This is a genomic window from Cellulosilyticum ruminicola JCM 14822, assembly GCF_001311925.1.
In the GTDB taxonomy this organism is placed as follows: Bacteria; Bacillota; Clostridia; order Lachnospirales; family Cellulosilyticaceae; genus Cellulosilyticum; species Cellulosilyticum ruminicola.
Map to the genome: position 1 here is coordinate 1 of NZ_BBCG01000005.1, position 24,293 is coordinate 24,293.

23 protein-coding genes and 2 pseudogenes are annotated in these 24,293 nt (G+C 32.7%); 3 read left to right on the plus strand and 22 right to left on the minus strand.

The features are described from left to right. The 15 genes and pseudogenes from JCM14822_RS02745 to JCM14822_RS02815 all read right to left on the minus strand — a co-directional run. Positions 1 to 227: pseudogene (locus tag JCM14822_RS02745) on the minus strand (S41 family peptidase); the annotation flags it as partial. A 90-nt stretch (positions 228 to 317) separates the two neighbouring features. Beyond that, positions 318 to 1,481 carry a S41 family peptidase gene (locus tag JCM14822_RS02750; protein WP_054739433.1) on the minus strand — a complete coding sequence of 388 codons (1,164 nt, stop codon included), beginning with the start codon at positions 1,479 to 1,481 and terminating at the stop codon, positions 318 to 320. 116 nt (positions 1,482 to 1,597) lie between these two features. Then, the gene (locus JCM14822_RS02755; protein WP_054739435.1) at positions 1,598 to 2,767 is read right to left on the minus strand and encodes a murein hydrolase activator EnvC family protein; all 1,170 of its coding nucleotides are present in this window, start codon (positions 2,765 to 2,767) and stop codon (positions 1,598 to 1,600) included. Positions 2,768 to 2,780: 13 nt separating this feature from the next. Continuing rightward, the gene (gene ftsX / locus JCM14822_RS02760) at positions 2,781 to 3,674 is read right to left on the minus strand and encodes a permease-like cell division protein FtsX (protein WP_054739437.1); all 894 of its coding nucleotides are present in this window, start codon (positions 3,672 to 3,674) and stop codon (positions 2,781 to 2,783) included. Continuing rightward, positions 3,643 to 4,350 carry a cell division ATP-binding protein FtsE gene (gene ftsE, locus JCM14822_RS02765; protein ID WP_054739439.1) on the minus strand — a complete coding sequence of 236 codons (708 nt, stop codon included), beginning with the start codon at positions 4,348 to 4,350 and terminating at the stop codon, positions 3,643 to 3,645. The genes ftsX and ftsE overlap by 32 nt, the downstream gene beginning before the upstream one ends. 24 nt (positions 4,351 to 4,374) lie before the next feature. Beyond that, positions 4,375 to 5,475 carry a PucR family transcriptional regulator gene (locus JCM14822_RS02770; protein WP_054739441.1) on the minus strand — a complete coding sequence of 367 codons (1,101 nt, stop codon included), beginning with the start codon at positions 5,473 to 5,475 and terminating at the stop codon, positions 4,375 to 4,377. Between the two features lie 268 nt (positions 5,476 to 5,743). Next, complete coding sequence (locus tag JCM14822_RS02775) at positions 5,744 to 6,862, minus strand: ABC transporter ATP-binding protein (RefSeq protein WP_054739443.1); 1,119 nt, start codon at positions 6,860 to 6,862, stop codon at positions 5,744 to 5,746. A gap of 294 nt (positions 6,863 to 7,156) precedes the next feature. Continuing rightward, a complete protein-coding gene (locus JCM14822_RS02780) occupies positions 7,157 to 7,903 on the minus strand; it encodes a WecB/TagA/CpsF family glycosyltransferase (RefSeq protein ID WP_054739445.1) in 747 nt (248 codons plus the stop codon). Positions 7,904 to 8,130: 227 nt separating this feature from the next. Continuing rightward, positions 8,131 to 9,237 (minus strand): polysaccharide pyruvyl transferase CsaB, encoded by a 1,107-nt coding sequence (gene csaB, locus JCM14822_RS02785; RefSeq protein WP_054739447.1) that lies wholly within the window; start codon positions 9,235 to 9,237, stop codon positions 8,131 to 8,133. Next, entirely contained in the window at positions 9,216 to 11,156 is a 1,941-nt protein-coding gene (locus tag JCM14822_RS02790; protein ID WP_054739449.1) for a DUF5693 family protein, read from the minus strand. The genes csaB and JCM14822_RS02790 overlap by 22 nt, the downstream gene beginning before the upstream one ends. A gap of 26 nt (positions 11,157 to 11,182) precedes the next feature. Beyond that, on the minus strand, positions 11,183 to 11,698 hold the full coding sequence (locus tag JCM14822_RS02795; RefSeq protein WP_054739450.1) for a hypothetical protein: 516 nt from the start codon (positions 11,696 to 11,698) through the stop codon (positions 11,183 to 11,185). Positions 11,699 to 11,759: 61 nt separating this feature from the next. Continuing rightward, positions 11,760 to 12,143, minus strand: a complete 384-nt coding sequence (locus tag JCM14822_RS02800; RefSeq protein ID WP_172674753.1) for a hypothetical protein — start codon at positions 12,141 to 12,143, stop codon at positions 11,760 to 11,762. Next, entirely contained in the window at positions 12,140 to 13,828 is a 1,689-nt protein-coding gene (locus JCM14822_RS02805; RefSeq protein WP_306307282.1) for a phosphodiester glycosidase family protein, read from the minus strand. Before JCM14822_RS02805 ends, JCM14822_RS02800 begins: the two co-directional genes overlap by 4 nt. Further along, the gene (locus JCM14822_RS02810) at positions 13,807 to 14,592 is read right to left on the minus strand and encodes a hypothetical protein (protein ID WP_054739453.1); all 786 of its coding nucleotides are present in this window, start codon (positions 14,590 to 14,592) and stop codon (positions 13,807 to 13,809) included. Before JCM14822_RS02810 ends, JCM14822_RS02805 begins: the two co-directional genes overlap by 22 nt. Positions 14,593 to 14,605: 13 nt before the next feature. Beyond that, positions 14,606 to 15,886 (minus strand): LCP family protein, encoded by a 1,281-nt coding sequence (locus tag JCM14822_RS02815; protein ID WP_054739455.1) that lies wholly within the window; start codon positions 15,884 to 15,886, stop codon positions 14,606 to 14,608. A gap of 373 nt (positions 15,887 to 16,259) precedes the next feature. Here JCM14822_RS02815 and JCM14822_RS02820 point away from each other — a divergent pair, with 373 nt between their 5' ends. Genes JCM14822_RS02820 through JCM14822_RS22410 form a run of 3 tightly spaced genes read left to right on the plus strand, consistent with a single transcriptional unit; the run spans position 16,260 to position 17,868 of the window. Beyond that, the gene (locus tag JCM14822_RS02820; RefSeq protein ID WP_242861379.1) at positions 16,260 to 17,120 is read left to right on the plus strand and encodes a deoxyribonuclease IV; all 861 of its coding nucleotides are present in this window, start codon (positions 16,260 to 16,262) and stop codon (positions 17,118 to 17,120) included. A gap of 5 nt (positions 17,121 to 17,125) precedes the next feature. Further along, positions 17,126 to 17,386 carry an SDR family NAD(P)-dependent oxidoreductase gene (locus tag JCM14822_RS22405; RefSeq protein WP_278287163.1) on the plus strand — a complete coding sequence of 87 codons (261 nt, stop codon included), beginning with the start codon at positions 17,126 to 17,128 and terminating at the stop codon, positions 17,384 to 17,386. Between the two features lie 17 nt (positions 17,387 to 17,403). Further along, a complete protein-coding gene (locus JCM14822_RS22410) occupies positions 17,404 to 17,868 on the plus strand; it encodes an SDR family oxidoreductase (RefSeq protein ID WP_278287165.1) in 465 nt (154 codons plus the stop codon). Between the two features lie 172 nt (positions 17,869 to 18,040). Here JCM14822_RS22410 and JCM14822_RS02830 read toward each other — a convergent pair whose 3' ends face one another. The 7 genes and pseudogenes from JCM14822_RS02830 to JCM14822_RS02860 form a co-directional block, all read right to left on the minus strand. Further along, positions 18,041 to 19,411 (minus strand): LCP family protein, encoded by a 1,371-nt coding sequence (locus tag JCM14822_RS02830; protein WP_054739459.1) that lies wholly within the window; start codon positions 19,409 to 19,411, stop codon positions 18,041 to 18,043. 230 nt (positions 19,412 to 19,641) lie between these two features. Further along, positions 19,642 to 20,034 (minus strand): 30S ribosomal protein S9, encoded by a 393-nt coding sequence (gene rpsI, locus JCM14822_RS02835; RefSeq protein ID WP_054739461.1) that lies wholly within the window; start codon positions 20,032 to 20,034, stop codon positions 19,642 to 19,644. Between the two features lie 24 nt (positions 20,035 to 20,058). After that, entirely contained in the window at positions 20,059 to 20,490 is a 432-nt protein-coding gene (rplM, locus tag JCM14822_RS02840; protein WP_054739463.1) for a 50S ribosomal protein L13, read from the minus strand. Between the two features lie 160 nt (positions 20,491 to 20,650). After that, positions 20,651 to 21,388, minus strand: a complete 738-nt coding sequence (gene truA, locus JCM14822_RS02845) for a tRNA pseudouridine(38-40) synthase TruA (protein WP_054739465.1) — start codon at positions 21,386 to 21,388, stop codon at positions 20,651 to 20,653. A 373-nt stretch (positions 21,389 to 21,761) separates the two neighbouring features. Then, positions 21,762 to 22,553: an energy-coupling factor transporter transmembrane component T family protein gene (locus tag JCM14822_RS02850; RefSeq protein ID WP_054739467.1), complete on the minus strand. Its 792-nt coding sequence runs from the start codon at positions 22,551 to 22,553 to the stop codon at positions 21,762 to 21,764. Then, positions 22,553 to 23,412, minus strand: a pseudogene (locus JCM14822_RS02855) (energy-coupling factor transporter ATPase). The gene JCM14822_RS02850 and the pseudogene JCM14822_RS02855 overlap by 1 nt, the downstream one beginning before the upstream one ends. Beyond that, positions 23,397 to 24,275, minus strand: a complete 879-nt coding sequence (locus tag JCM14822_RS02860) for an energy-coupling factor transporter ATPase (protein ID WP_054739469.1) — start codon at positions 24,273 to 24,275, stop codon at positions 23,397 to 23,399. The pseudogene JCM14822_RS02855 and the gene JCM14822_RS02860 overlap by 16 nt, the downstream one beginning before the upstream one ends. Positions 24,276 to 24,293 lie beyond the last annotated feature (18 nt).

Consider the following 24,293-nt stretch of genomic DNA (forward strand, 5'->3'; position numbering starts at 1 on the left):
TCATATACCCTATCCCCTACACCGTTTACAAATCCTTTATAAATTCCTTCGCGAAGTTTTTCAGTATTTACATCCCCTACGTAATAGTTATTAATAACTGATTCTATAGCTAGTAGTTTTTTATCTACATAATAGTATTTATCCACAAATGCTGTAGTTGTTACAAATACTAATATTAAGAACATTAAACTTATAGCCTTTCTTCGAAAACACCTTATCTTTTTCATCTATAAGATCTCCTTCTTCTGAAGTATACTAATGTTATTTTGTGTTATTTATATTTTATTATCCTTATTGACACTATTTCTTTCCATAAATTAAAATTTCTCTAAAAGCTTCATTGCTTCTTGAAGCTGTGTATCACATTCATAACTCATTTTTCCTTTACTCATTAACTGAATAATAGCTTCTTTAGTTTGTGCGACTTCTTTATCTGCTGTAATGTCGCCTTCTTTAACTTCTTTATCTTCTTTAGTACAGAGAATACCTGTAGCTAAACGAAGACCACTGCCATCATCTAAGGCGAATAACTTACTTACATATCCTGAACCCGCTGAATGACTACCAACTAAAGGAATATTGCCTTTAACTGCTATTGGTAGTGCTTCTATAATGCCCATTGTTCTATTATTAATTAATATAACAACTTTATTATCCACTTTGCCATCAGTTGTATAATAATCTTTCATTTTTCCTTCTTTATCTTTTATTTTAAAAGCTAAGGTTTTATCCATGAAAATATCACACAACTTAAATGTTTCTTCTAAATTGTTACTATATAAATCTCTAATGTCTAATATAACTTTATTCTGACCAGATTTCTTAAACTGATCTAATGCCGCCTTAACCTGATTACTTGTACCTGATGTAATATTTTTTAATTTAATGTAACCTATCTCACCTATCTGATCTGATTTTAAACTGGGCTTTTCAATAAGTGCTTTAGTAAGTTTAATCTTTCTTTCACTACTAGTAGCATCTTTACGGATGATATAGGTATTGCTACTGCCTTCTTCTGCATTGCTTAATATTTTAGCTAAAGCTGCTTCATTAGAATAAATAACCTTAACATTATCTACTTTAACAATTTGCTCACCTATTTTTATGCCTGCCTTATCTGCTGGCGAATTGGCCACTACATCTGTAATAACAAGATGATTGCCATCAAGTCCCCAAGTATATGCGAGCCCAGTGCTAATAGCTTTTCCTTCTTCATAGGCTAAATTTGCCTTATATTCTATTTCATCTAAATAGTAACTTGTAGGATTTTCTAGGCCTTCTACATATCCTGTATATATCCCATCATTTAATTTTTGCTGATTAAGTTCCCCTATATAAAGCTTGTTAATTTGACGACTTAAAAATTTAAGCTTAGAAAAAGTAGCACCTTCACTACCTTGTATTAGACTACAACCAGCTAGTATTGTTACAATACCCATTATGACGACTATTTTCTTGCCTTTTATTTTTTTATGTCTCACTTGCTCTCGCTCCTTTTTATCTAAAGTATTCATCTTGCAAAAAATCCTTAAAACTATTGTCCTAAGGATTTTTGTTTTTATTATCAATTATATGCTACATAGTATTATTTCATCCATTATTTGCTTAAATATTCCCAAGGCGATGTATGTGATCCATTGACACGTACTTCAAAGTGACAGTGGTTACCCGTTGAGTAACCTGTACTTCCAATCTTAGCTACTGTTTGTCCTTTAGTAACTGTTTGTCCTGTACTCACCGTTAAAGATGAATTATGACCATATAAAGTCACAAGGCCACCGCCATGATTAATCATAACTGTATTACCATATCCATTTACCCAACCTGCCACAATGACAACTCCATCAGCTGCAGCTACAACATTTTCACCATATCCTGCTGGAATATCAATACCTGTATGGAATTCATTTTTTCCTGAAATGGGACTTGTTCTAGGATTATATTCTGAACTTATATTGTAGTAACCTGGCACTGGCCAAGCAAATGTCCCACCACTATATTTATGAGCGCTACTATAATTGCCACTACCACTGTTACTGCTGCTATTTACTCTTTCACTTTCAGCTACAAGACGATTAATCTCTGCTTGAAGTGCATCTGATTCTTCTTGCATTTGTTCTATTTTAGATTTAATCTTACTTTGCTCTTTTTTAAGATTTGCTAGTGAATCATGTTTTTTATTTCGAGCTTTTTCTAATTCAGTTTTCTTGGCAACTTGTGTGTTTTTAATATCTTCTAAATCTGCCTTTTCAGTTTCTATAATTTGTTTTGCTGACTCTATATCAGCAATAGTGGCTTTATAATCATCAAGTGTCTGATTATCCTTATCTGAAATACGTTTAATATATTCTATTTTATTAATTGCATCCCAGAAGTTATTTGATGAAAAGATTACTTGTATATAACCACTTCTTTTATTTTTATACATTTGCACCATACGTTCTTTAGTATCTTCGTATTGTGCATCCTTTTTGGCATTCATATCATCTAGTTCAACTTGTTTTGTTTCAATAGCCTTTTTCTTTGTTGAAATCTGATTATTTAGCTCATAAATCTTATCTTGTATATCTACCATTTGTAAGTCTACTTTTTTAATAGCCGCTTGCATGGCTTCTATTTTTTCATTATTGGCTGCCAAATCCTGCTTGCTACTTTCTATATTTTGCTTTTTGTCATTTAACTGGTTCTTCTTATTTGTAATAGAAGAACCATATACAGGGGTAAGTAGTAATAGAAAGGCAAGTACAATACTTATCTTTTTCTTCATCTTCATCCCCCATTTATACTTGAAGGTGCTTACGAATCGCAAAAGCACTTCCTACAAGCCCAATAGATATACCAAGTCCAAGACAAATTGGGATCATACCATTTATAATTATTGTTGTTGAAACTAAACTGATGCCTTCTAAACTATTCATAAGTTGAATGGCAATCTTCTTATTTATGAAATCATATGAAAATGCAATAGCTGTAATAGCTATAAGTGCACTAACAAGCCCTATGGTTGTCCCTTCAATTAAAAAAGGAAGACGTATAAACCAGTCTGTTGCACCAATATATTTCATAATATTGATTTCCTTACGTCTTACATAAACTGTTAATTTAATTGTATTAGACATGAGTAGTAAACCTACTATAATTAAACAAATAATAATACCTATACAAATATAATCAATTGTTTTATTAAGATTAATAAACATTTGTGTTTCTTGTTTCAAGTACTGTGCTTCAATACCTTTTAATTGCTTGAGCGCAGCTACTACCGCTTCTTGCTGCTCAATATCATAAACAGTAATTTCAAAGGATGCTGGAAGTGGATTATCTTCTTTAAAGTCTTCAAAGATTGACACATCATCACTTTCTTCACTAAATGACTTCAGTGCTTCTTCTTTTGAAACATACTTCACTTCTTTTACACTGCTAATTCCTTCTATTTGCTTTTTAATCTGTTGAATCTGACCTTCATTTATGTCCTCATCAACGTAACATGTAATACCAAATTTATTTTCCACTTGTTTAAGTAGTGAATCAATATTCATGCCTATGGCATATGACATTCCTAGTATTAAAAGACACAAAACAATGGTACCTGCCGAAGCAAGTGCCATCGTTTTATTTTTCCATAGGCCTATGATACCCTCTTTAAATAAATATCTGAGAGTATTCCAACTCATCGTCATAGCCCCCTTCATATACATCTTTACTAATTTGACCGTCAGAGATTTCAATAACACGCTTTTTGAGAGCATTAACGATTTCTCTTTCATGAGTTGCCATAATAATTGTGACACCTCGTTTATTAATATCCTGTAAGCAATTCATAATTTCCCATGAAGTTGCTGGATCTAAATTACCTGTTGGTTCATCAGCAATGAGAATAGGGTTATTATTGACAATGGCACGTGCAAGTGCTGTTCTTTGTTGTTCTCCTCCTGACAACTCATTTGGATAGCATCTTGCTTTTCTAGCTAGCCCTACAAGCCCTAATACTATTGGTACATTTTTACGAATTTCTCTAGATGATGCACCTACGATTTGCATTGCAAAAGCTACGTTTTCATAAACAGTTTTATTTGGAAGTAATCTAAAGTCCTGGAATACTATACCTAAATCTCTTCTAAGATAAGGTACCTGTTTGCGTTTAAGTTTAGTAATTTCTTTGTTATTAATAATAATCTTCCCATGCTCTGGCTCAATTTCTTTAAGTAATAACTTTAAGAAAGTAGATTTCCCTGAGCCACTATTTCCTGTTATGAATACAAATTCCCCTTTTTCAATGGATAAACTTACATCTTTAAGTCCCACTGCCCCATTAGAATAAACTTTTGATACGTTTTGTAAATGAATCATTTTTTAATCACCGGTTTCTTTTTTCTATAATCTATTTTGACTTTGCTTTTCCATATAGTCCATGTATTGGCTTACCATGATTGTAATTTTAAACACAATAGCGTCATCAAATTCACGTAAATCTAAACCAGTTGTTTTTAATAATTTATCAAGTCTATACACAAGTGTATTTCTATGAATATAGAGTTGTCTAGATGTTTCTGATACATTTAAACTATTTTCAAAGAACTTATTAACTGTCATAAGTGTTTCTTCATCAAAGCTATCTACACGTTTGTCTTTAAGTACTTCTTTAATAAATAACTTACAAAGTGAAAGTGGTAATTGATAAATAATTCTACCAATACCTAATTTAGAATAATGTGAAATATGTCCTTCACAGTTGAAAATCTTACCAACTTCAAGAGCCATATTTGCTTCTTTATATGAGTTAGATACATCTTTAAGGTCATTTACAACAGCACCAACTGCTACATATACTTTGCTCATTGCTTCTGCACTTAATGTATCATAAATCATTTTTGCATAGCCTTCGATTTCAGCTGGGTCATCTGAATTAACTTCCTTAACTAAAATCATATTTTTTTCATCTACAGCTGTAACGAAATCTTTAGTTTTGTCTGGGAAAATATTTCTTAAAATATCTGACGTACTACTATCTTTTTTCTCGTTACACTCGATAAGATATACAACACGTTGTACATTATTTTTAATATGTAACTTTTTAGCTCTTGTATAAATATCTACTAAAAGAAGATTATCTAATAATAAATTTTTAATAAAGTTATCTCTATCAAAACGTTCTTTATATGCTACAAGTAAGCTTTTTACTTGAAATGCTACGATTTTACCTAATTTATAAGCTTCATCATCTGCACCTGTTACTGAAAGAACATACTCTACAAGATATTCATCATAAATTTTAAAGTAATGTGACCCTTGCATTTCTTGACTATCTGCTTGTGAATTAATGAAGGCTTCAACTTGGGGTACATATTCACCTGCCACTCGGTCACTGTCTGTTGTTACTACAATTTTTGCTTCTGCATCTAAAATGCAGTATTCTCTTCTTGTAATGGCTTTGATGCCATCGATTGTATTTTGTAAAATTTGATTAGATATCATATGTGTATCAGCTCCCAAATATTAAATAATTTGTATTCGCAGTATCTTTAATACTATTTTATCCTATTTATATGTAAAAAAAAAGTGGCTACTAAAAAAAAGTGTGTAGTACATGCTAGGAAAAACTAAGAAAATATCACAGAATATCATAATTTCTCATATCACAATGTTTTATATTAGTTAAACATTTCTTAAATAAAGTTATACACAAAAAAGCTGCTATATTAACAAGCTTAGTCGTTAATATAGCAGCTTTGATATGTATTAACTAGTTTGTAATTGTTTTTTGTGTTTCTAAGTCAAATACGTGAATTTTTCTCATATCGAATGCAAGTTGAACTGTATCATCTGGACCAGCTTGGCATGATGTATCAAAACGACCTGTGATGTTATTTCCTTCACAAATCATGTAGAAGTTTTTCTCTGCTCCAAGCATTTCTACTACTTCTACTGTAGCTGTACCAAGTGTGAAGTGTTCTTTTTCTTCTTCGAATAATGTTGATGGTTCGCAGATATGTTCTGGACGAATACCCATCATTACTTCTTTACCAATATAACCACCAGCAACAAGTTTTTGTGCTTTTTCTTTTAATAATGGAATTTCGATTTTACCGAATGAAAGAACTACATCGTCACCTTTTTTAATTGCTTTAGCTTCAATCATGTTCATTTGTGGTGAACCAATGAATCCAGCAACGAATAAGTTTTGTGGTTTAGAGTAAAGATTTGATGGTGAGTCAACTTGTTGAATAACACCATCTTTAAGTACTACGATTCTTGTACCAAGTGTCATAGCTTCTACTTGGTCATGAGTTACATAGATGAATGTTGTGTTTAATCTATGATGTAATTTAGAGATTTCTGTTCTCATTTGTACACGAAGTTTAGCATCAAGGTTTGATAAAGGTTCATCCATAAGGAATACTTTTGGTTCACGAACGATAGCACGTCCCATAGCAACACGTTGACGTTGACCACCAGAAAGAGCTTTTGGTTTACGATCTAAGCATTGATCAATATCAAGGATTTTAGCTGCTTCACGTACACGTTTATCAATTTCTTCTTTTGGTGTTTTACGAAGTTTTAAACCGAATGCCATGTTATCATACACTGTCATATGAGGGTATAACGCATAGTTTTGGAATACCATTGCGATGTCACGATCTTTTGGAGCTACTTCATTACAAAGTTTATCACCGATCCATAATTCTCCTGATGAAATTTCTTCAAGACCAGCAATCATACGTAATGTAGTTGATTTACCACATCCTGATGGTCCTACGAAAATGATAAATTCTTTATCTTCGATATCTAAGTTAAAGTTTTTAACTGCTACGAATCCATTTGAATATCTTTTTTCAATATTTTTTAATTTTAAACCTGCCATGAGATATTTCCCCCTTAGTTTAGATAAATTCATATGTCTTTGGACTTACTTTACTATACTATATTTTTCCTTATATACGCTATTGACTATTTTTATAAAATCAATTTTGCCATTTTGTTTAATAGTCATAAACATATAAAATTTATTAACTAATTCAATATAAATCGCCCACAATGCAATAAAAATCAACTTATCATGTTATATAGTTTTTGTAGCATTTACATAAAGCAAGTACTTTCCTGTATTATGTTTACTATCAATTCACAAAAAACTAGTATTTTTACCTGTATTTTTTTACTTTTTACGGTCACCTTTGTACAACAATACCTCAATTAGGAATTGTGGAAGCACTAACATTCTTACAAAACGTGATGGCTGCTTCATTAATCTATAGAACCATTCAAGTCCTAACTTTTGATAAATGAGTGGTGCACGTTTCACAATACCAGCCATACCATCTAAACTTCCACCTACACCAATTGCTACTCTTACATTAGGAAGTAAGTGTTGATGCTCTTCAATCCATGTCTCTTGTTTAGGTGCGCCCAAAGCTACAAGTAAAATATTTGCACCTGATTCATTGATATCTTTAATAATTGCTGGTTCATCTTCTAGCTTAAAGTATCCATCTCTTGTTCCTACAATTTGAATGCCTGGGTAAGTTTCTCTCATTTTTTCTGCTGCCTGCTCTGCTACACCTGGTTTACTTCCAAAGAAATAATATTTATAACCTTCTTTAACAGCTTGTTTCATTGTATTTTGTACTAAATCATAACCTGGTACACGTTCTGGGAGCTTATCTCCTTTTTGAAGTCTAGAACCAATAACGACTCCTATACCATCTGGTACAACGAGATCTGCTTTTTTAATAACTTCCATAAATTTAGGATTGTTTCTAGCTAGCATAACGATTTCTGGATTTGGTGTATAAACTTTGTGCATTTTATCTGATTTAACAAATCCATCTACAATATCAACAGCTTCTTTCATTGTGACATTAGAAATAGGTACTTCTAATATTTTGATTATTTTAGTATTCATTATATCCTCCTGTAATTGGGGTACTTTTCGTATCTCCCCTTTAGTCTTATTTTCTTGTCTTTAAAAATTATATATGTTTATGCTTATAAATCTACTTATAAGCTACATACTCACATAAAGGTGTCACAAGCCCCTTGTAACACCTTTATCAAACTATTTCTATCTATTATACAATATCAATCCTATAAAAGTATTTGTTTACTCTTTCATCTTACGTCTCAACGTAATTACTTAAGTAATTCTTTTACCTTGTTGAGTGGTAAGTAAATTTTATCTTTTTTAGCTTCAAATACTTTAATGAGCTCTTCTTTTTGCTGAGCTTTATTATCTATAAGTTTTTCTAATTTTTCTCTAAACATTGCTGCTGTTACTTTATCTGAATCTATGCAATAATCAGCTTGTTCTATTTCTTTCATGAAACCTGTTACTTTAGGGTCGTATGATAAAGCCATCATTGGTACCTTTTCTGCTGCTGCCATAATTAAACTATGTAGGCGCATACCAATAATCATATCAAAGCTTGCTGTGTAGTCTAATACTTCTTCTATTGAAAGCATTTTGTCTACTACTTCTATATCACTAGCTTTACCTAAACCGCTTTGTACAAGTTTATCTTGAAGCTTCTTAGATATTTCTCTATCTTGATTATAATGCATTGGAATAAAGTAAAGTTTATAACCTTTTGCAATGAGTTCACCAAGGCCTTCTTTCATTGATTCAAGCAGGTTCTCATCATGTACTTCATTTTGCCATGGCCTGAGATAGATTCCTACTGCTGGCTTCTGAACTGCTCCCTTAGTTTCTTTTACTTCTCTGCCTAAGTTAATTCCAATAACAGGGTCAATAGAAACTTCTACAGGTTTCTTAATACCTATTTCTTGTAATAATGCTTTTGAGCCTGGTTCTCTTACATAGATGCCATCTACTTTATTAATAATCATCTTCATAAGTGTTTTGCTAAAGCTCTTATTAACTGGACCTATTCCTTGAGAATAAAATACAACTTTTTTCTTGTAGAACTGTGCAATCTTTACGATTGCTAAGTAATATGGAATTGTTTTGCTACTTGTTACATCTTGTAATAAACTTCCTCCCCCACTAATGAGAATGTCACTTTGTTTAATTACTTTTGCTACTGTTTTAATATCCCAACGATTAACACTTTCTACACCATAAGTTATCTTTGTTTTTTCTGGATTGTTAGAAAGTACTACGATTTTTGTATTTGGTATCTCTTTTTTTAAGAGAGACAGAATTGAAAAAAGTACTGCTTCATCACCAATATTATCAAATCCATAATAACCTGATAAAACTATTTGCTTTGTAGTTGCCATTTTCTAATCACCTTACCTATATATTTAATTACCCAGATTGCAATTAACCCAATAAGAAGTCCAAAGATAATACCATATGCACTTCTAGTCATTGAAATTAAAAGTGGTGTATGAATATGTGCATAAGTATTAACTAATGAAATTGGCCCTACTGCTGCAAATATTACAAATGGTAAATATGCTTCTTTATAACCATAATATAGTAAGCACATTAAAATTGGATAACCGATTAAGAATTCTTTTGTACGTGGACGTACACCTAAAATGTTAGTTAAAATTTGTCTAAACTGAAGTTCTAATGTTGAAGCACTACCTGAATTACCTGTTCTTGTTGTATAAATGAGTAATGCTGCCCCAATGATTCCAATTACAATTAAAGCACCATAGCTAATTTTTCTATTTAAAATTCCCACATAGAAGTTATAGTCAAATTTATGCTTTCTATACACTAAAACTACGATTACTGCTGCAATAGGAATAATATGTGAGAGTTTTACTCCTGCAAATAAGTTAATGCCTAGTGCAAAACCTGTACGTGATAATGCACCTACAATGGCAAATACACCACCGTATGAAATTGCACAAATTTTTAAAAAAGCTATAATTGTTCCTTTCATATTGCGAGGCTTTTCTCTAAGTCCCATAAGAATCCCGTAAGTAGGAAATACTATAGCCCCAAATAACGCCATTAAACGATATGCATTTAATGGTGATACTTTTAATAATCCTACGTACCCTAGTGTTCCTAACACACCTAAAATATAACCTAGTTTTGTAGCTCCTAATTCACTTAATAAGAATACAAATACTACCATAGAAGCAAGGCCTACTAAAATAGCTACAAAAATTGGGATTTGTGGAAAGTTAAAATCAGTTGTTGTCTCGCTAAGTGTATAGCCATCTTTTGTAGCAATCTCTTCAAATCTTGTAATTGCTTCTAATAAATAAGCTTTATCTTCTTCTGGATTTGATGTATTTGGCATCTTAAATAAGAATGTACGATTGTTTCGTTCATTAAGTGCTAATTGATAACGATCCATAAGTTCTGTCATTGTAAATGTTTTAACTTGTGCATCACCTAATGTGTGAAGACGTGTTACTTTATAATTTATACCACTTTCGCTTGCATGTTTTGCAAGTGTTTCAAAACCTTTTTGTTTATTTGATGTAAATTCAATGAAACCAAGTTGATGATTTCTAATAAGCTCTGCCATTACTTCAGTGTCTGCACCTGGAATTGTAACATCTGCGAAGTAAATTGTTCCTATATTATCAATAGCATCAATTTCTTCTGCTAAATTCACAAGTGACTCTTCTGATGGTTCTTCCCAGCTTTTAATCTGTGGCGCAATCATATAGCCTAAGCTTGCTGCTAAGTTTAAATCAGCTGTATTAAACCCAACCCCAACTGCCCCTAAACTGCTCATTACATCCGTTACATCAATGAAATAAACTGGTTCATTTGTTTCTTCTGATGTACCTACAAGTGTTTCTACTTCTAAATTTTTAAGGCAATAGTTGCTGTAAATGCTTTCTGCAATACCTTCATTTGAAGTTACTACATATGTGCGTTCTGGTATTAAATTTTCTACATTTGGATAATAGAATTTAAGAATATAACCATCTACGATAGTCACTTCACCTTGAGCCTTAAAGTTATAATAATCATCATTAGGACCACTTACAGTATTTTCACGAACAAATAATGTGGTTGCACCTAACTGCTTAAATTCTTTAAGAATATTTTCTATAGGTACATCTGTTTGTTTTGCTAAACTTAATACATCATTATATCTAATTGCAATTTGTATACTCTTGTCTGCTCTTTCTGTTTGAATTCTTTCAAATCCAACCCAGCCACTTGCTACTAATGATATGGCTAAGATGACATAGAGTAACACTTTGATTTGTTTTTTCATTTTTTCCTCCACTGGCTATTAGCCTACTATATTATTGTATAGCCACCTCTCACCATGACTGTAAGTTTCGTATCTGCAAGCAAACCTCTTCCATCTTCTCTCGGGATAATTAATAAGTGGTTTTTAGGAATCTCCATGCCACTGCTTAAGTCTTCTCCACTTGTAATATCTTGAAGTCCTCCTGCTGCTACTGCTACTGCTTGCGCTTTTCCTGAACGCATAATCATTTCTGTACTTTGTTTTCCATAGATGACTTGCCCTGGTTGAACTACAACTACCTCAAATACATTATTATTAGGAGTTTCTGCATTCTTTAACCCACTAATCTCCTCCATTATATTCTCAATAAGTGCTTGTTGTGTAGCAACTTGTTTAGCAAGACTACTGCTATCCATATTGCCACTTATCTCTGTGATTTTTTGATCCACATAACTTTTTGTAACAAGTGGATCACTTGATGAACCAAGGCCATTATCAGCCGCATAAAGTGTTATTGCTGTAATACTTATTACAGCTAATACTACTTTTACTTTTTTATTCATTAGTATACCTCCTTATTGTTTGGAATATTTATTAAACCTGTACATAATGACAAAATCTCCATTAAACTAAAAAGTTTTCAAAAGTATAATATACCTTATCGTCCACCATTTTTATTTTCAAGAACGAAGCATCTTTTACTTGATCAGTATTGGTATTTAACCCACTTGTTTTTATGTATCTAATACCATCTTCTATTCTTACTTCATTACCTTGTGTTCCTGTTGTAATCACTAATATGTTTTTCCCTGTTTTTTCTCTTGCTTCTTTTAAATGCTTATGGAGGGCTTTACCTTCCTCTGCATCACTAAATTGTGTTAATGGATTTTTACTCATTACTAAAACAATATTTTTAGCACTTGTACTTTCTATTGCTTTTTTAATATTAATCCATGCTGAAGTCTGCGTCGCTCTTAAGCCACCATTGTCTGTACCTGCCATAATCACACGGTATTTGCATAATCTGTTATTTCATAAGTATTTTTATAACTTATGCTTTTTGTGTTTAATGGCAAACTCATATTATTTTTAGCTGCCATAACCACTAAGCTCGTTTGATTTGATAGCTGATTACCTATTTTCTGCACTGCCTCTTTATTAAGTGACATACTACTTACTTTTGTGCTACCAACTACATTAATCATATATTGGCCATCTTTGGGACCTTGTAATGTTTTTTTGTACCATGGATCAAATCTGAAATCATCTCTTGTATTAAGCCCCGATTTACCTCTAAATCCTCTTGTTATAGAAACATGGTCTAGATAGATAGCCGTAGTTTTCTTTTCATTAACTGAATTTGCATAGGTATAGAACTTTGTAACCTTTGCCGGCAGTACCATTTCTTCTGGAAGGGTTGCACTAACATACTTCCAACCATTGAAATCAATACTGTCTGTGAGTTTTAAATAAAATTTCTTATTATTGCTATCTACAACCTCTATTTTAGCTACATCCCCTTGCTTTTTACCATAGAGCCACATATTTACGCTCATAGCATCGCCTGGAATGGCTATTGGTGTATTAAATAAAGTATAAGCCACTTGCTTATCTTGTGATTTTTCAAAGGTATAAGTCATTTTAACTGACTTATTTCCATGATATTTATATTTCTCATCATTGCAGATGATAACATTTCCTTTAACTGTAGACGTATCGCCACCCCAACTTGCTTTATTAGTTTCAAAGGATTCAATAGCATTTGTTATATTTCCTACAATAACGCCTAGGTTAGCCTTAACCCCTTTATACTCTGCTCTTAATAGCGCTGTGGTCTTGCCTTTAGTAACTACTGTATTATTAGTAGCACCTACAGTATTATTACTACTTGTCCATTTAATGGCTCCTTCACTAAGTGGCATACTATATCCATCAGTATCTATACCATAGACTTTTACTATCTTTGTGCTATTTTCGCTTACTTGTAAATTAGAAGGTTCAACGCGAATACCTACTGGAGTAGACACTTGTATTTCATAGCCTACATCAATCCCCTCATAACTTGCTACAATAAGTGCTTTACCGATACTTGTTGGTATAAATTTACTTCCTTCAAAATTACCTGTTACCCCTGATACTGAGTAAGTCACTTTACTTTTATCTATTGAAACAGGGTTCTCATTTTCATCTACTGCTCTTAGATTTAAGCTCATACTTTCCCCTAGGAAAGTTCGATTAAATGCAGTACTTAAATACAATTTATAAGCAGGTCCTGGCTGCGAGGTTGTAAAGACACCTACACCATTAATAACTTTTCTTTGGTTGCCATCTGAAGGATAATTTTGTACTGTAACTTTAGTTTCACCCTCATTACGTGCTACCATTGTTGTTGAGCCTCCGCCATCAAAATACATAGCATCTTTTACATTGTAACTCTTCAGAAAGCTTACTAAATCCTTATGGGTCATTCCTTTATATTCACCACGTCCATCGATAGTTATTAACAGAACTTCTTTGGAATTTTTAACTGTTGCGATAACTGTTCTTGGATCTTTAGAGTTCGGTGTAATCTTATGGGCAGTTCCTGTATACTCAGCCCCATCTTTGATGATTAAACCACCACCACCAATGCCCATTTGAATATCACTGACAGCTTGGGTTATTTGATTATTTAAATATAAAACTGCTGTAATTCTACAGGTGTTCCTTCTTTTAACTTATTATAATAATTACTTGCATCTTGTTCCCCTATTAGGATAACATAGCCATCTTTAGGAATATCTACACTTTCATTAGACTTAGAACGGTATGTTACTATATCATCTTCTACCACAATTGTATATGTATTAGGTATCTTACTAATAATGCTGCTTGTATTGGCATAATATGTACGATCTACTACTACAGGTCTGTAGAGCTTAGAAGGAATATTGTTATACCCCCCCATGGCTCCTACAAATGTTCCTGCTGCATTTAATTTTAGAGAAACTCCATAATAGTCCATATCTATACTATTGTTAGTATCTATTATAAAGGTTCCCATATATTTATTAGGTCCTAACGAGGAATAATTACTATTATAGGCGTGCTTAAGTTCTCCCTCCGAAATCACTGGGCCAAAGCTTGGTGTATTACTTGTTGAAATATCAAAGAAATCTGAGTTAACCCCAGCTACTGCACCTGTGTTATTCAACATTTGCAAAACTGTTTGTCTAGATGTGCCATTAGCGGCTTCAATAGGTCCTAGCTTCACATTAGGTTCTTTTAAGTTAATCCTTAATACATTAATGTTTCGCCATCCAATTTCACTTAAAATCTTTTCATGTGTAAGTGTTGCACCTTTTGTAATTGTCTGCGTTGTAGTCTCTTGATGTAATATAGCTCCATAAGTTACATTAGCAATTATAAGAACTGAAGATAATACTACTAATCTGAGCTTAAACTTAGCAAGCCTCATTATTTATTCCTCCCTACTGAATATCATTCCCCAATACTATTTGTATATCATAATCAAGTGTTGTGTCTTCTTCTAGCTTCGCATTTGGATAATATGCCTTAAACTGCTTAGCCTTTTCCAAATCACCTGCATAAATAACTGTTGTTTCTAATATATCTGGCGTGTAATTACCAATATTCGAAACTGTATATCCAGCATTTTCTAATTTTTCCTTTTCACTAGCCGCCAGTCCTGATGTAGCTGTAGAATTTAAAACTTCTATACTTACACTTTGGTCAATTACAGGTGCTGCTTCTTCCCCTGCTGGTATTTCATCATGGAATACTTCATTTCTAAATGCTGGTAAGGCACTATCATCAATTATATAGTACCATTTCCCATTAGTATACTCAGAGTCACCTGGCACAATATAGAAAGCAATGTTTTCACGATTAAAGTTTTTAAAGTATTTTAAGTATCCTGTCATCTGCGTTAAACTCATATCAGTTGTTACTGTATCAAAAACAACTGAAGCAATTTGAGGAAGTTTTATAAATGTAGAAGGGCTAAGAAGTTTATCTGCTAATGCATCTAAGAAAACTTGTTGCGTTTTAATACGCCCCACATCACCTTCTGCATATCCTTTACGGAAACGTACAAGTCCTTCTGCATCTTTACCATATAAGGTTTGTATGCCTGGCTCTAAGTGAATATGAAGGTCTTGATAATTATCATCATAATGAAGTCCGCTTCCATCACTAAGTGCTGGAACTTCTACTTCTACACCGCCAATAGCATCTACAAGTTCTCTAAAAGCATCTGTTGTTACAATGACATAATTATCAATATTAATGTCTAAGATATCTTCCATCTCTTCGATAGTAAAATCTCTAATGTACTCAATACCTGAATAACTAGACATCTCATTAATTTTAGTTGTGTATGCATATTTTCCTGTGTATTCTCGGAGCTTATCCCTTTGTGCTTCATCCCAATTAACCATAGTATCCCTTGGAATAGAAACAATTTTAACCTTATTCGTTACACTATTAAAGTTCATCACCATAATAACATCTGTACGATATCCATCCTTATCTACACCAAATACTGCTACATTTTTATTGATTGGATCAAGTGGTTTGTTAAATCCCCATTCTTTAGCACCATTATCTACTCTAATGCGATTATATAATACTGCACCAACAGCTATTACAGCTGCACATACAAGCAGTGTAATCATAATGGCTCTTATAAATAGTTTCCTCAGCTTTTTTTTCTGGGCCTTTTTTAACTTACTACTATTGCTCTTTTTCATAATACGAGTCTCCTATATTACATTAATATTTAGTTGTTCTATTTCTTAATTTATACTCACAGACTTTAACTTATGATTAGCATTCGCATTTGTGTTTATATTAATTCTTGTTTTATTCCTCTCTACTTTTATGATTATATTTTTTGACATTTACTCGTGTGATACCTACTATATTGTAGTAAAATCTATCTTATCTGTCCATGATAATACACCAAATTTATGGAAAAATAGGGTTTTTTCTTGCTATCATACTTGTATTTTTGAGTAAAATACTATATGTTTAGTATATACTATTTAATAGTCATTATTACCTTGTAAATAACATCGCAAAATGTCTTATAATATCAAGGAAAAATTAACAAAAAGGAAAGTTATGAATATGTTAAAAATCGGTTCTCATGTTTCTATTAGTGGTGGTCTTATTGCCGCTGCTAAAGAAGCTTACTCTTATGGTGCAAATACCTTTATGATTTATACAGGTGCACCACAAAATACAAAGCGTTCACCTATTGAAAACTTAAAGATTAAAGAAGGTCAAGCTTTTATGGATGTCTACGGCTTATCTGACATCGTAGTACACGCACCTTATATTATTAATTTAGCCTCTCACAAGGAAGAAACTTACACTATCGCCAAAGAATTCCTAGTACTTGAAATCGAACGTACTGCTGCTATCGGTGCTAAATATCTCGTACTCCACCCAGGTTCTTTCACAGATAAAACATATGAATATGGTGTACAACGTATCGCAAATGCACTTAATGAAATTCTCTCGCCAGATACACCTGTCACTATTTGTCTCGAAACCATGGCTGGCAAAGGCAACGAGATTGGCCGCAGCTTCGAAGAAATTCAGGATATCATGAGCCGTGTCACATTAAAAGACAAATTAGGCGTTTGCTTTGATACTTGTCATGTTCATGATAGTGGCTATGATATCGTCAATGACTTCGATGGAGTCCTTAAACAATTTGATGAAATCATTGGCCTTGATAAACTCAAAGTTTTCCACATTAATGGTTCTCTTAATGTACGTGGCGCAAAGAAAGACCGCCATGCAAACTTAGGTGCTGATGAAACTAATCCAAAAGGTGCTGATCAAATCGGAAAAGAAGCCATCTATCGCATTGTGCATCATCCAATTGCAGAAGGTAAGCCACTGATTTTAGAAACACCATGGCTTGATCAGAAAACGAATTTATATAAAGAAGAAATTGCTTACTTAAGGGGGTAATCAAATTGAATTTTACAAATGATATTGTACTTGTAACAGGTTCTTCAAGAGGTATAGGCAAAGCAATTGCCTATGCCTTTGCTAAAGCTGGTGCCAAAGTAATCTTAAACGGTGCCACTAGTGAAGAGCGTTTACTTGCTACTTATAATGAATTTATTAATAAAGGTCTTACCGCTACTTACTTTCATGGTGATGTTTCTTCTTATGAAACAACGACTAAACTTTTTGAACATATTCAAATGACCTTCGGCGCAAAGCATCCATAGTTATCAACAATGCAGGCATTAGTTATACCGGGTTATTCACAGATACTACACCTGATATGTGGAATAAAATTCTGTCTATTAACCTAAACTCAGCTTATAACTGCATTCAACATGCAATTCCAACAATGCTTCACAATCATCAAGGTACGATTATTAACATTTCTTCTATTTGGGGAAATGTAGGTGCCTCTTGTGAAGTAGCTTACTCTACAAGCAAAAGTGCCCTTAATGGCCTTACACGTTCATTAGCCAAAGAACTTGGTCCATCAAACATCCGTGTTAATGCTGTTGCTTGTGGTTGGGTAGATACAGACATGACTAAAGAATATACAGAAGAAGATAAAGCAGCCTTCATAGAAGATATTCCACTTTGCCGTACAGCACAGCCAGAAGATATCGCTAAAACATGTCTTTACCTTGCTTCTCCACTTTCAAGTTATATGACTGGACAAATCCTCACACTAGATGGTGGTCTTCTATAAATTGTAGGACTAATTTTGACGATACGCTTTAGTAACTTACTCCTCTTTATAATCCTTAATTAAAAATAGGCGATATAGTGAATTTACTTGTTATTTCACCATATCGCCTATTTTATTAATAATTAGCTCAATATAAAACTATTTATGCAAACATTATTTATAATAATCTACATTACTGAACTGAATCTAATCCTAATATAATTTGAATATCAGAATCTATATCTATTTTTTGTGTAATTACTGTCCCTTTTGGTAAATACTCTAAGAATTGTTTTGCTTTATTCTCATCTTTTGCATAAACTACTGTTCCCGCAAACACTTCTTTTTTATAGTTATCAATCTTAGGTACTGTATAGCCTAGTTTCTCTAACTTATCCTTCATTCCCCCTGCAAGACCATTTTTACCTGAAGCATTATAAACTTCTACAATTACTGTTCTATCTACTACATTTTCACTGCTTGCTCCATCATTTACCCAATCATCCGTTCCTATACTTCCAGCAACGGCTGTATCATGGAACACTTCTTGAATCTTTTCATCTAAAGTATCATAGTCAATAAAGAAGTAAGATACACCATTCTCCATTCTTCCTTCACCACCAACAGTGTCAAAAGTTATATTCTCTGTACTAAAATCACTTATATAAGATAAATATTGAGGTATCTCAGTAAGTTTTATGTCTGTACTTACATTAGAAAATACTGCTGAAATAATACTGTATAACTTAGGAATAACAGTTGGTGCTAAAATTTTATCTGCAAAAGCCCCTAAAAATTGTTGTTGTACCTTTATTCTATCTGTATCCCCATTAGTATAACTATTACCATAATTATCTTTACGGAAACGAATAAGACCTTCCGCTTGTGAACCATCTAATAACTGCATACCTGGATCTAAATGTATGTGTAAATCTTGTTCATAATCATCATAATGTAGGCCACTTCCTCTAAACTCAGGCACATCTATCTCAATGCCCCCTACTGCATCTACAATATCCCTAAAAGACTGTAACCCAACCAATACATAATTATCAATCTTAATTCCTAAAATGTTTTCGATTTCATTAATTGTAAAATCTCTTACATTATCAACACCACCATAAGCAGACATCTCATTAAGTTTAGAAACTGAACGTGTATACCCTTTTAAATCTAAAAGCCTCTCCTTTTGACTTTCTGACCAATTTACCTTTGTATCACGAGGAATTGAAAGAACCTTTATCTTTTTAGTTTCACTATTAAGATTAACTACAAACATAATATCTGTTCTTGTACCATCTTCATCTACACCAAATACAACAACATTTTTATTTATCTCTTTACGTTTTTCTTCTTTTGATTCTTCCTTTTTTTCTTCATTTATAGAAACTTCATCAGAAACTGATGCTACACTCTGACCATCATATAAAAAGCCATAATATACTCCTGCAAATCCCCCCACTAATATTGCACCTGATAATAGCGTAATACCTACTGACTTTAAGAATAGACTAAGTAATGTCTTCTCTTTCTTTTCCCTAAACCCTTTGTTATTTTGCACCATTATAGTCCTCCTAGCTTTTGTTTAAGTCTCTTGTCTTATTTTATTCTAATTTATTCAAATACAACTTACAATATTATCTCACTACAAACTCTAGATATATCCAAGAATTTTACAAGTTATACATTTTTTCTATAAAATTTTATTTAAATCTTATATTAAGTGAGCACAAAAAAGCCAATCCAAAAGGATTGGCTTTTGAAATACAGTTGTATTCGAACTGCAAGACACAATTAACGTTTTGAGAATTGTGGTGCACGACGAGCTGCTTTGAGACCGTATTTTTTTCTTTCTTTCATTCTTGGGTCCCTTGTTAAGAAACCTGCTTTTTTAAGAGCTGGACGGTATTCTCCATCAGCTTGAAGTAAAGCACGGCTGATTCCGTGACGGATAGCTCCAGCTTGTCCAGTTGTTCCACCACCGTATACATTTACAAGTACATCAAATTTAGAAGCTGTATTTGTAAGTTCTAATGGTTGACGAGTGATAACTTTTAAAGTTTCTAAACCGAAGTATTCTTCGATATCTCTTTTGTTGATTGTAATTTTACCTGTTCCTGGTACAAGGTATACTCTAGCTACTGAGCTTTTACGTCTACCTGTTCCGTAATATCTAACTGTTGCCATTTAAAACTTCCTCCTCTCGGTTAATTAGAATTTTAATTCTACTGGTTTTTGTGCTTCATGATTATGTTCTGTTCCAGCATAAACACGAAGTTTTGTAAGCATTTGTCTTCCTAAAGAATTTTTTGGAAGCATACCTTTTACAGCGTTCATGATAACTCTTTCTGGATGTGTATCAAGCATTTCACGAGCTGTTATTTCTTTTAATCCACCAGCGTAACCTGTATGTCTTCTATATAATTTTTGATCTAATTTTTTACCTGTGAATACAACTTTCTCAGCGTTAATTACGATAACGTGATCTCCACAATCCACGTGTGGTGTGTAAGTTGGTTTATTTTTTCCTCTTAATATTGCTGCGATTTGGCTTGCTAATCTACCTACTGTTTGTCCTTCAGCGTCGATAACATACCATTGTCTTTCAACATTTTGAGCGTTTGCCATGTATGTTGTTCTCATTGAAATTTACCTCCTTTGGATCTTATAAAACATAGTTAATATTCTTCTATTATCATATAAAATCCGGGGCTAATGGATTTTATAAGTGGCCTTATTAACACAACTTATATTATATTATCATCAGATATCACTGTCAAGCTTTTTCCTGTGGATTATTTTACTATTCGTAAATTATTTTTAACATTGTGAGTCCTTGTGGTGGTGCTGTAGGACCTGCTAAATTTCTATCCTTACTTTCTATAATCCTAGTAATATCTTGGACTAAAAGCTTTCCTTCGTTTACTTTTAACAATGTACCTATGATAATACGTACCATATTATATAAAAACCCATTACCACAAATATCCACAGATATTAAGTCATCCTGTTGATAAATTTGAATATCGTAAATTGTTCTGACAGTATCTTTCACATCAGTTTTTGCAGCACAAAAACATTTAAAGTCATGTGTACCCACCATTTTTTCTGCTGCTGCTTTCATTTTTTCTAAATCCACCTCATATGGATAGGCTAATGCATACTTATATGAAAACGGATCTCTTTGTTTACTATTCATAATTTGATAACGATACGTTTTTCTCTTGGCTCCAAAACGTGGATGAAAATCACCACTTACCTTCTCTACAGATTGCACAGCAATATCCATAGGTAATTTACTATTAATTGCTTTTGCCAATCTTTCTACTGGTACCTTTGTATCTGAATCAAAAATACAACATTGCCCCTTTGCATGTACTCCTGTATCAGTTCTACCCGCACCTAAAATATATACTTTATGTTGTACAATTTTTTCCACAGCTTCTTCTAATGTCTCCACAATTGTTGTCCCATTAGGCTGTCTTGCAAAACCATTATAATTTGTTCCATCATATGCAATAATGAGTTTATATCTAGCCATTATTTACATCCTCCTGCCCAGCTTCTTATCTTATTTTACTTATGAAACTTCATCTAAAATATTTTATTTATAACTTTTATCTATAAGGCTTAAAATACATATCATATAAAATACATTATCAAATATTGCTTTTCTCCATTTTAAAGTTTCTATTCTTATTATGACCTTATTCTTCACTTGATTTTCACCTATGTAGTCAATATTTAAATTATATATACATCTATTACACTCTGCAACAATTCACTCATACTTATTTTTATTCATTCATACAAAAATAAGGGATATATATAGTTTATTTCTACATATATCCCTTATTTCCCCATTTCTTAAAACCTATATCATATCTATATCTATTATTATATATAGTTTCTTCTTATAAGAGTATACAAACTATTATGAACACTGTTGCTATTACAAAAGCATAACCATCTTTTTTCTTATAACAAAGTTTATTCATTCTTGTTCTTCCATTTCCACCCCTATAGCATCTAGCTTCCATAGCCATAGCTAACTCTTCTGCTCTTCTAAATGCTGAGATAAAGAGTGGTACCATAATTGGAATCATAGCTTTTGCTCTTTGAATAATGTTCCCTGATTCAAAGTCAGCCCCTCTTGCCATTTGTGCTTTCATAATCTTATCAGTTTCCTCTAATAAGATAGGAATGAAACGAAGTGAAATACTCATCATCATGGCAATTTCATGTGCTGGTACACCTATTTTGGTAAATGGGTTTAATAAACTTTCAATCCCATCAGTCAATTCAATTGGTGATGTTGTAAGTGTTAATAATGATGACCCCACAATAAGGAGGATTAATCTAATTCCCATTTTTGCTGCAATCATAAGCCCTTCATCTGTTATTGAAATAAATCCAATTGCAAATAAAGTATTTCCTGTACGTGTAAAGAACATATTTAATGCTACTGTAAATAATAAAATAAACATAATACTCTTAAGACCTCTTAAGATAAACTTAAGTGGTACTTTGCTTAACTTTACTGCACCAAAGAAAGAAAGTGCTACAAAGGTATAGCCGATAAATGAGTTAACAAAGAATAGACCAAATATATATATAAATGTAATTAAAATCTTTGTTCTAGGATCTAGCTCATGTACACTTGAAGAAGTTGGGTAATATTGTCCAATTGTAATATTTCTAATCACTATTCCTTACCTCCACTTCTTAAATATGCTGTAATTTGAGCTGCTGCTTCTTCTACTGTTAATACATCCGTATCAATATCCATACCTTTTGCTTTAAGTTCATTCATAATATATCTAATCTGTGGCATAGCAAGCCTATTTTCTCAAGTTCTATACCATGAGCAAATACCTCTCTCGGTGTCCCTTCATATGCCTTCTTACCTTTATATAATACAAGTAAACGATCTACGTATCTTGCTACATCTTCCATACTATGTGAAATAAGAACAATTGTAAGCCCAAGTTCTTCATGCATCTTCTTAAGCTGGACAAATAACTCATTACGTCCTTTAGGATCAAGTCCAGCCGTTGGTTCATCTAAAATAAGAATATTAGGATTCATTGCTAAAACACCTGCAATAGCTACACGGCGTTTTTGCCCACCTGAAAGTTCAAATGGTGATTTTGCATAATAGCTTTCATCCAATCCTACTGCTTTACAGCCATATTCTACACGTGCTTTAATTTCTTCTTCAGATAATCCTAAATTTTTAGGGCCAAAAGCAACATCTTCATAAACTGTCATTTCGAAAAGCTGATATTCTGGATATTGAAATACTAATCCTACTTGTTGACGTACTTCCTTTTTATTTACACCATTACCATGAATATCTCTTCCATTAATAATAACATTCCCACTTGTAGGTTTTAAAAGACCATTAAACATTTGAATTAATGTACTTTTCCCTGAACCTGTATGCCCTATAATTCCAATGAATTCACCTTTTGCAACGTCAATATTAATATCATCTAATGCCTTTTTTTCAAACGGCATTCCTTCATTATATATGTGTGTTAAATGTTCTATCTTGATTGCCATATTGCCTCTGCCACCTCTTCTACAGTTAATAAATCAGACTCAAAGTTAAATCCTTCTTGATTTAATAAATACATCAGATAAGTTGTATCTGGTACATCTAAACCAATTCTTTTAAGAAGCTCCACTTCTTTAAATACCTCTTTAGGTGTTCCTTGCAATAATACCTCACCTTTCTCAATGACTACAATACGATCAGCAAGTATTGCTTCTTGCATATAATGTGTAATATGAATAATTGTAATACCATACTCTTTGTTGAGTTTTTGCATAGTTTCCATTACTTGTCTACGTCCAATAGGATCAAGCATAGCAGTTGATTCATCAAATACAATACATTTAGGTTTCATCGCAATAACACCTGCGATAGCTATTCTTTGTTTTTGTCCACCTGATAATTGATTTGGAGATAATCTCTTATACTCAGACATCCCTACTGTTTCTAGAGCTTCATCCACGCGTTTTCTAATCTCCGCTGGTTCTACTCCTAAATTCTCAGGTCCAAAAGCAACATCCTCTTCAATAATAGTAGCAACTATTTGGTTATCTGGATTTTGAAATACCATTCCAATTTCTTTACGCACATCCCATACATTCTCTTCTTTTGTTGCATCAATGCCTCTTACAAAAAGGGTTCCTTCCTTAGGTGTTAAAATTGCATTTAAATGTTTTGCAAAAGTCGATTTACCCGAACCATTATGTCCTAATATAACTACAAACTCACCTTCTTCAATAGATAAATTAATATGATTAAGTGCTTTTATAGTATCTTTTTTTTCTCCGTTTTCATCATAATTATAATACTCAAATACAATATTTTTAGCTTCTATTAAATTATTGTTTTTAAGACTATCTTTCTTTTCCACAGGTTTCACCTCTTTAGT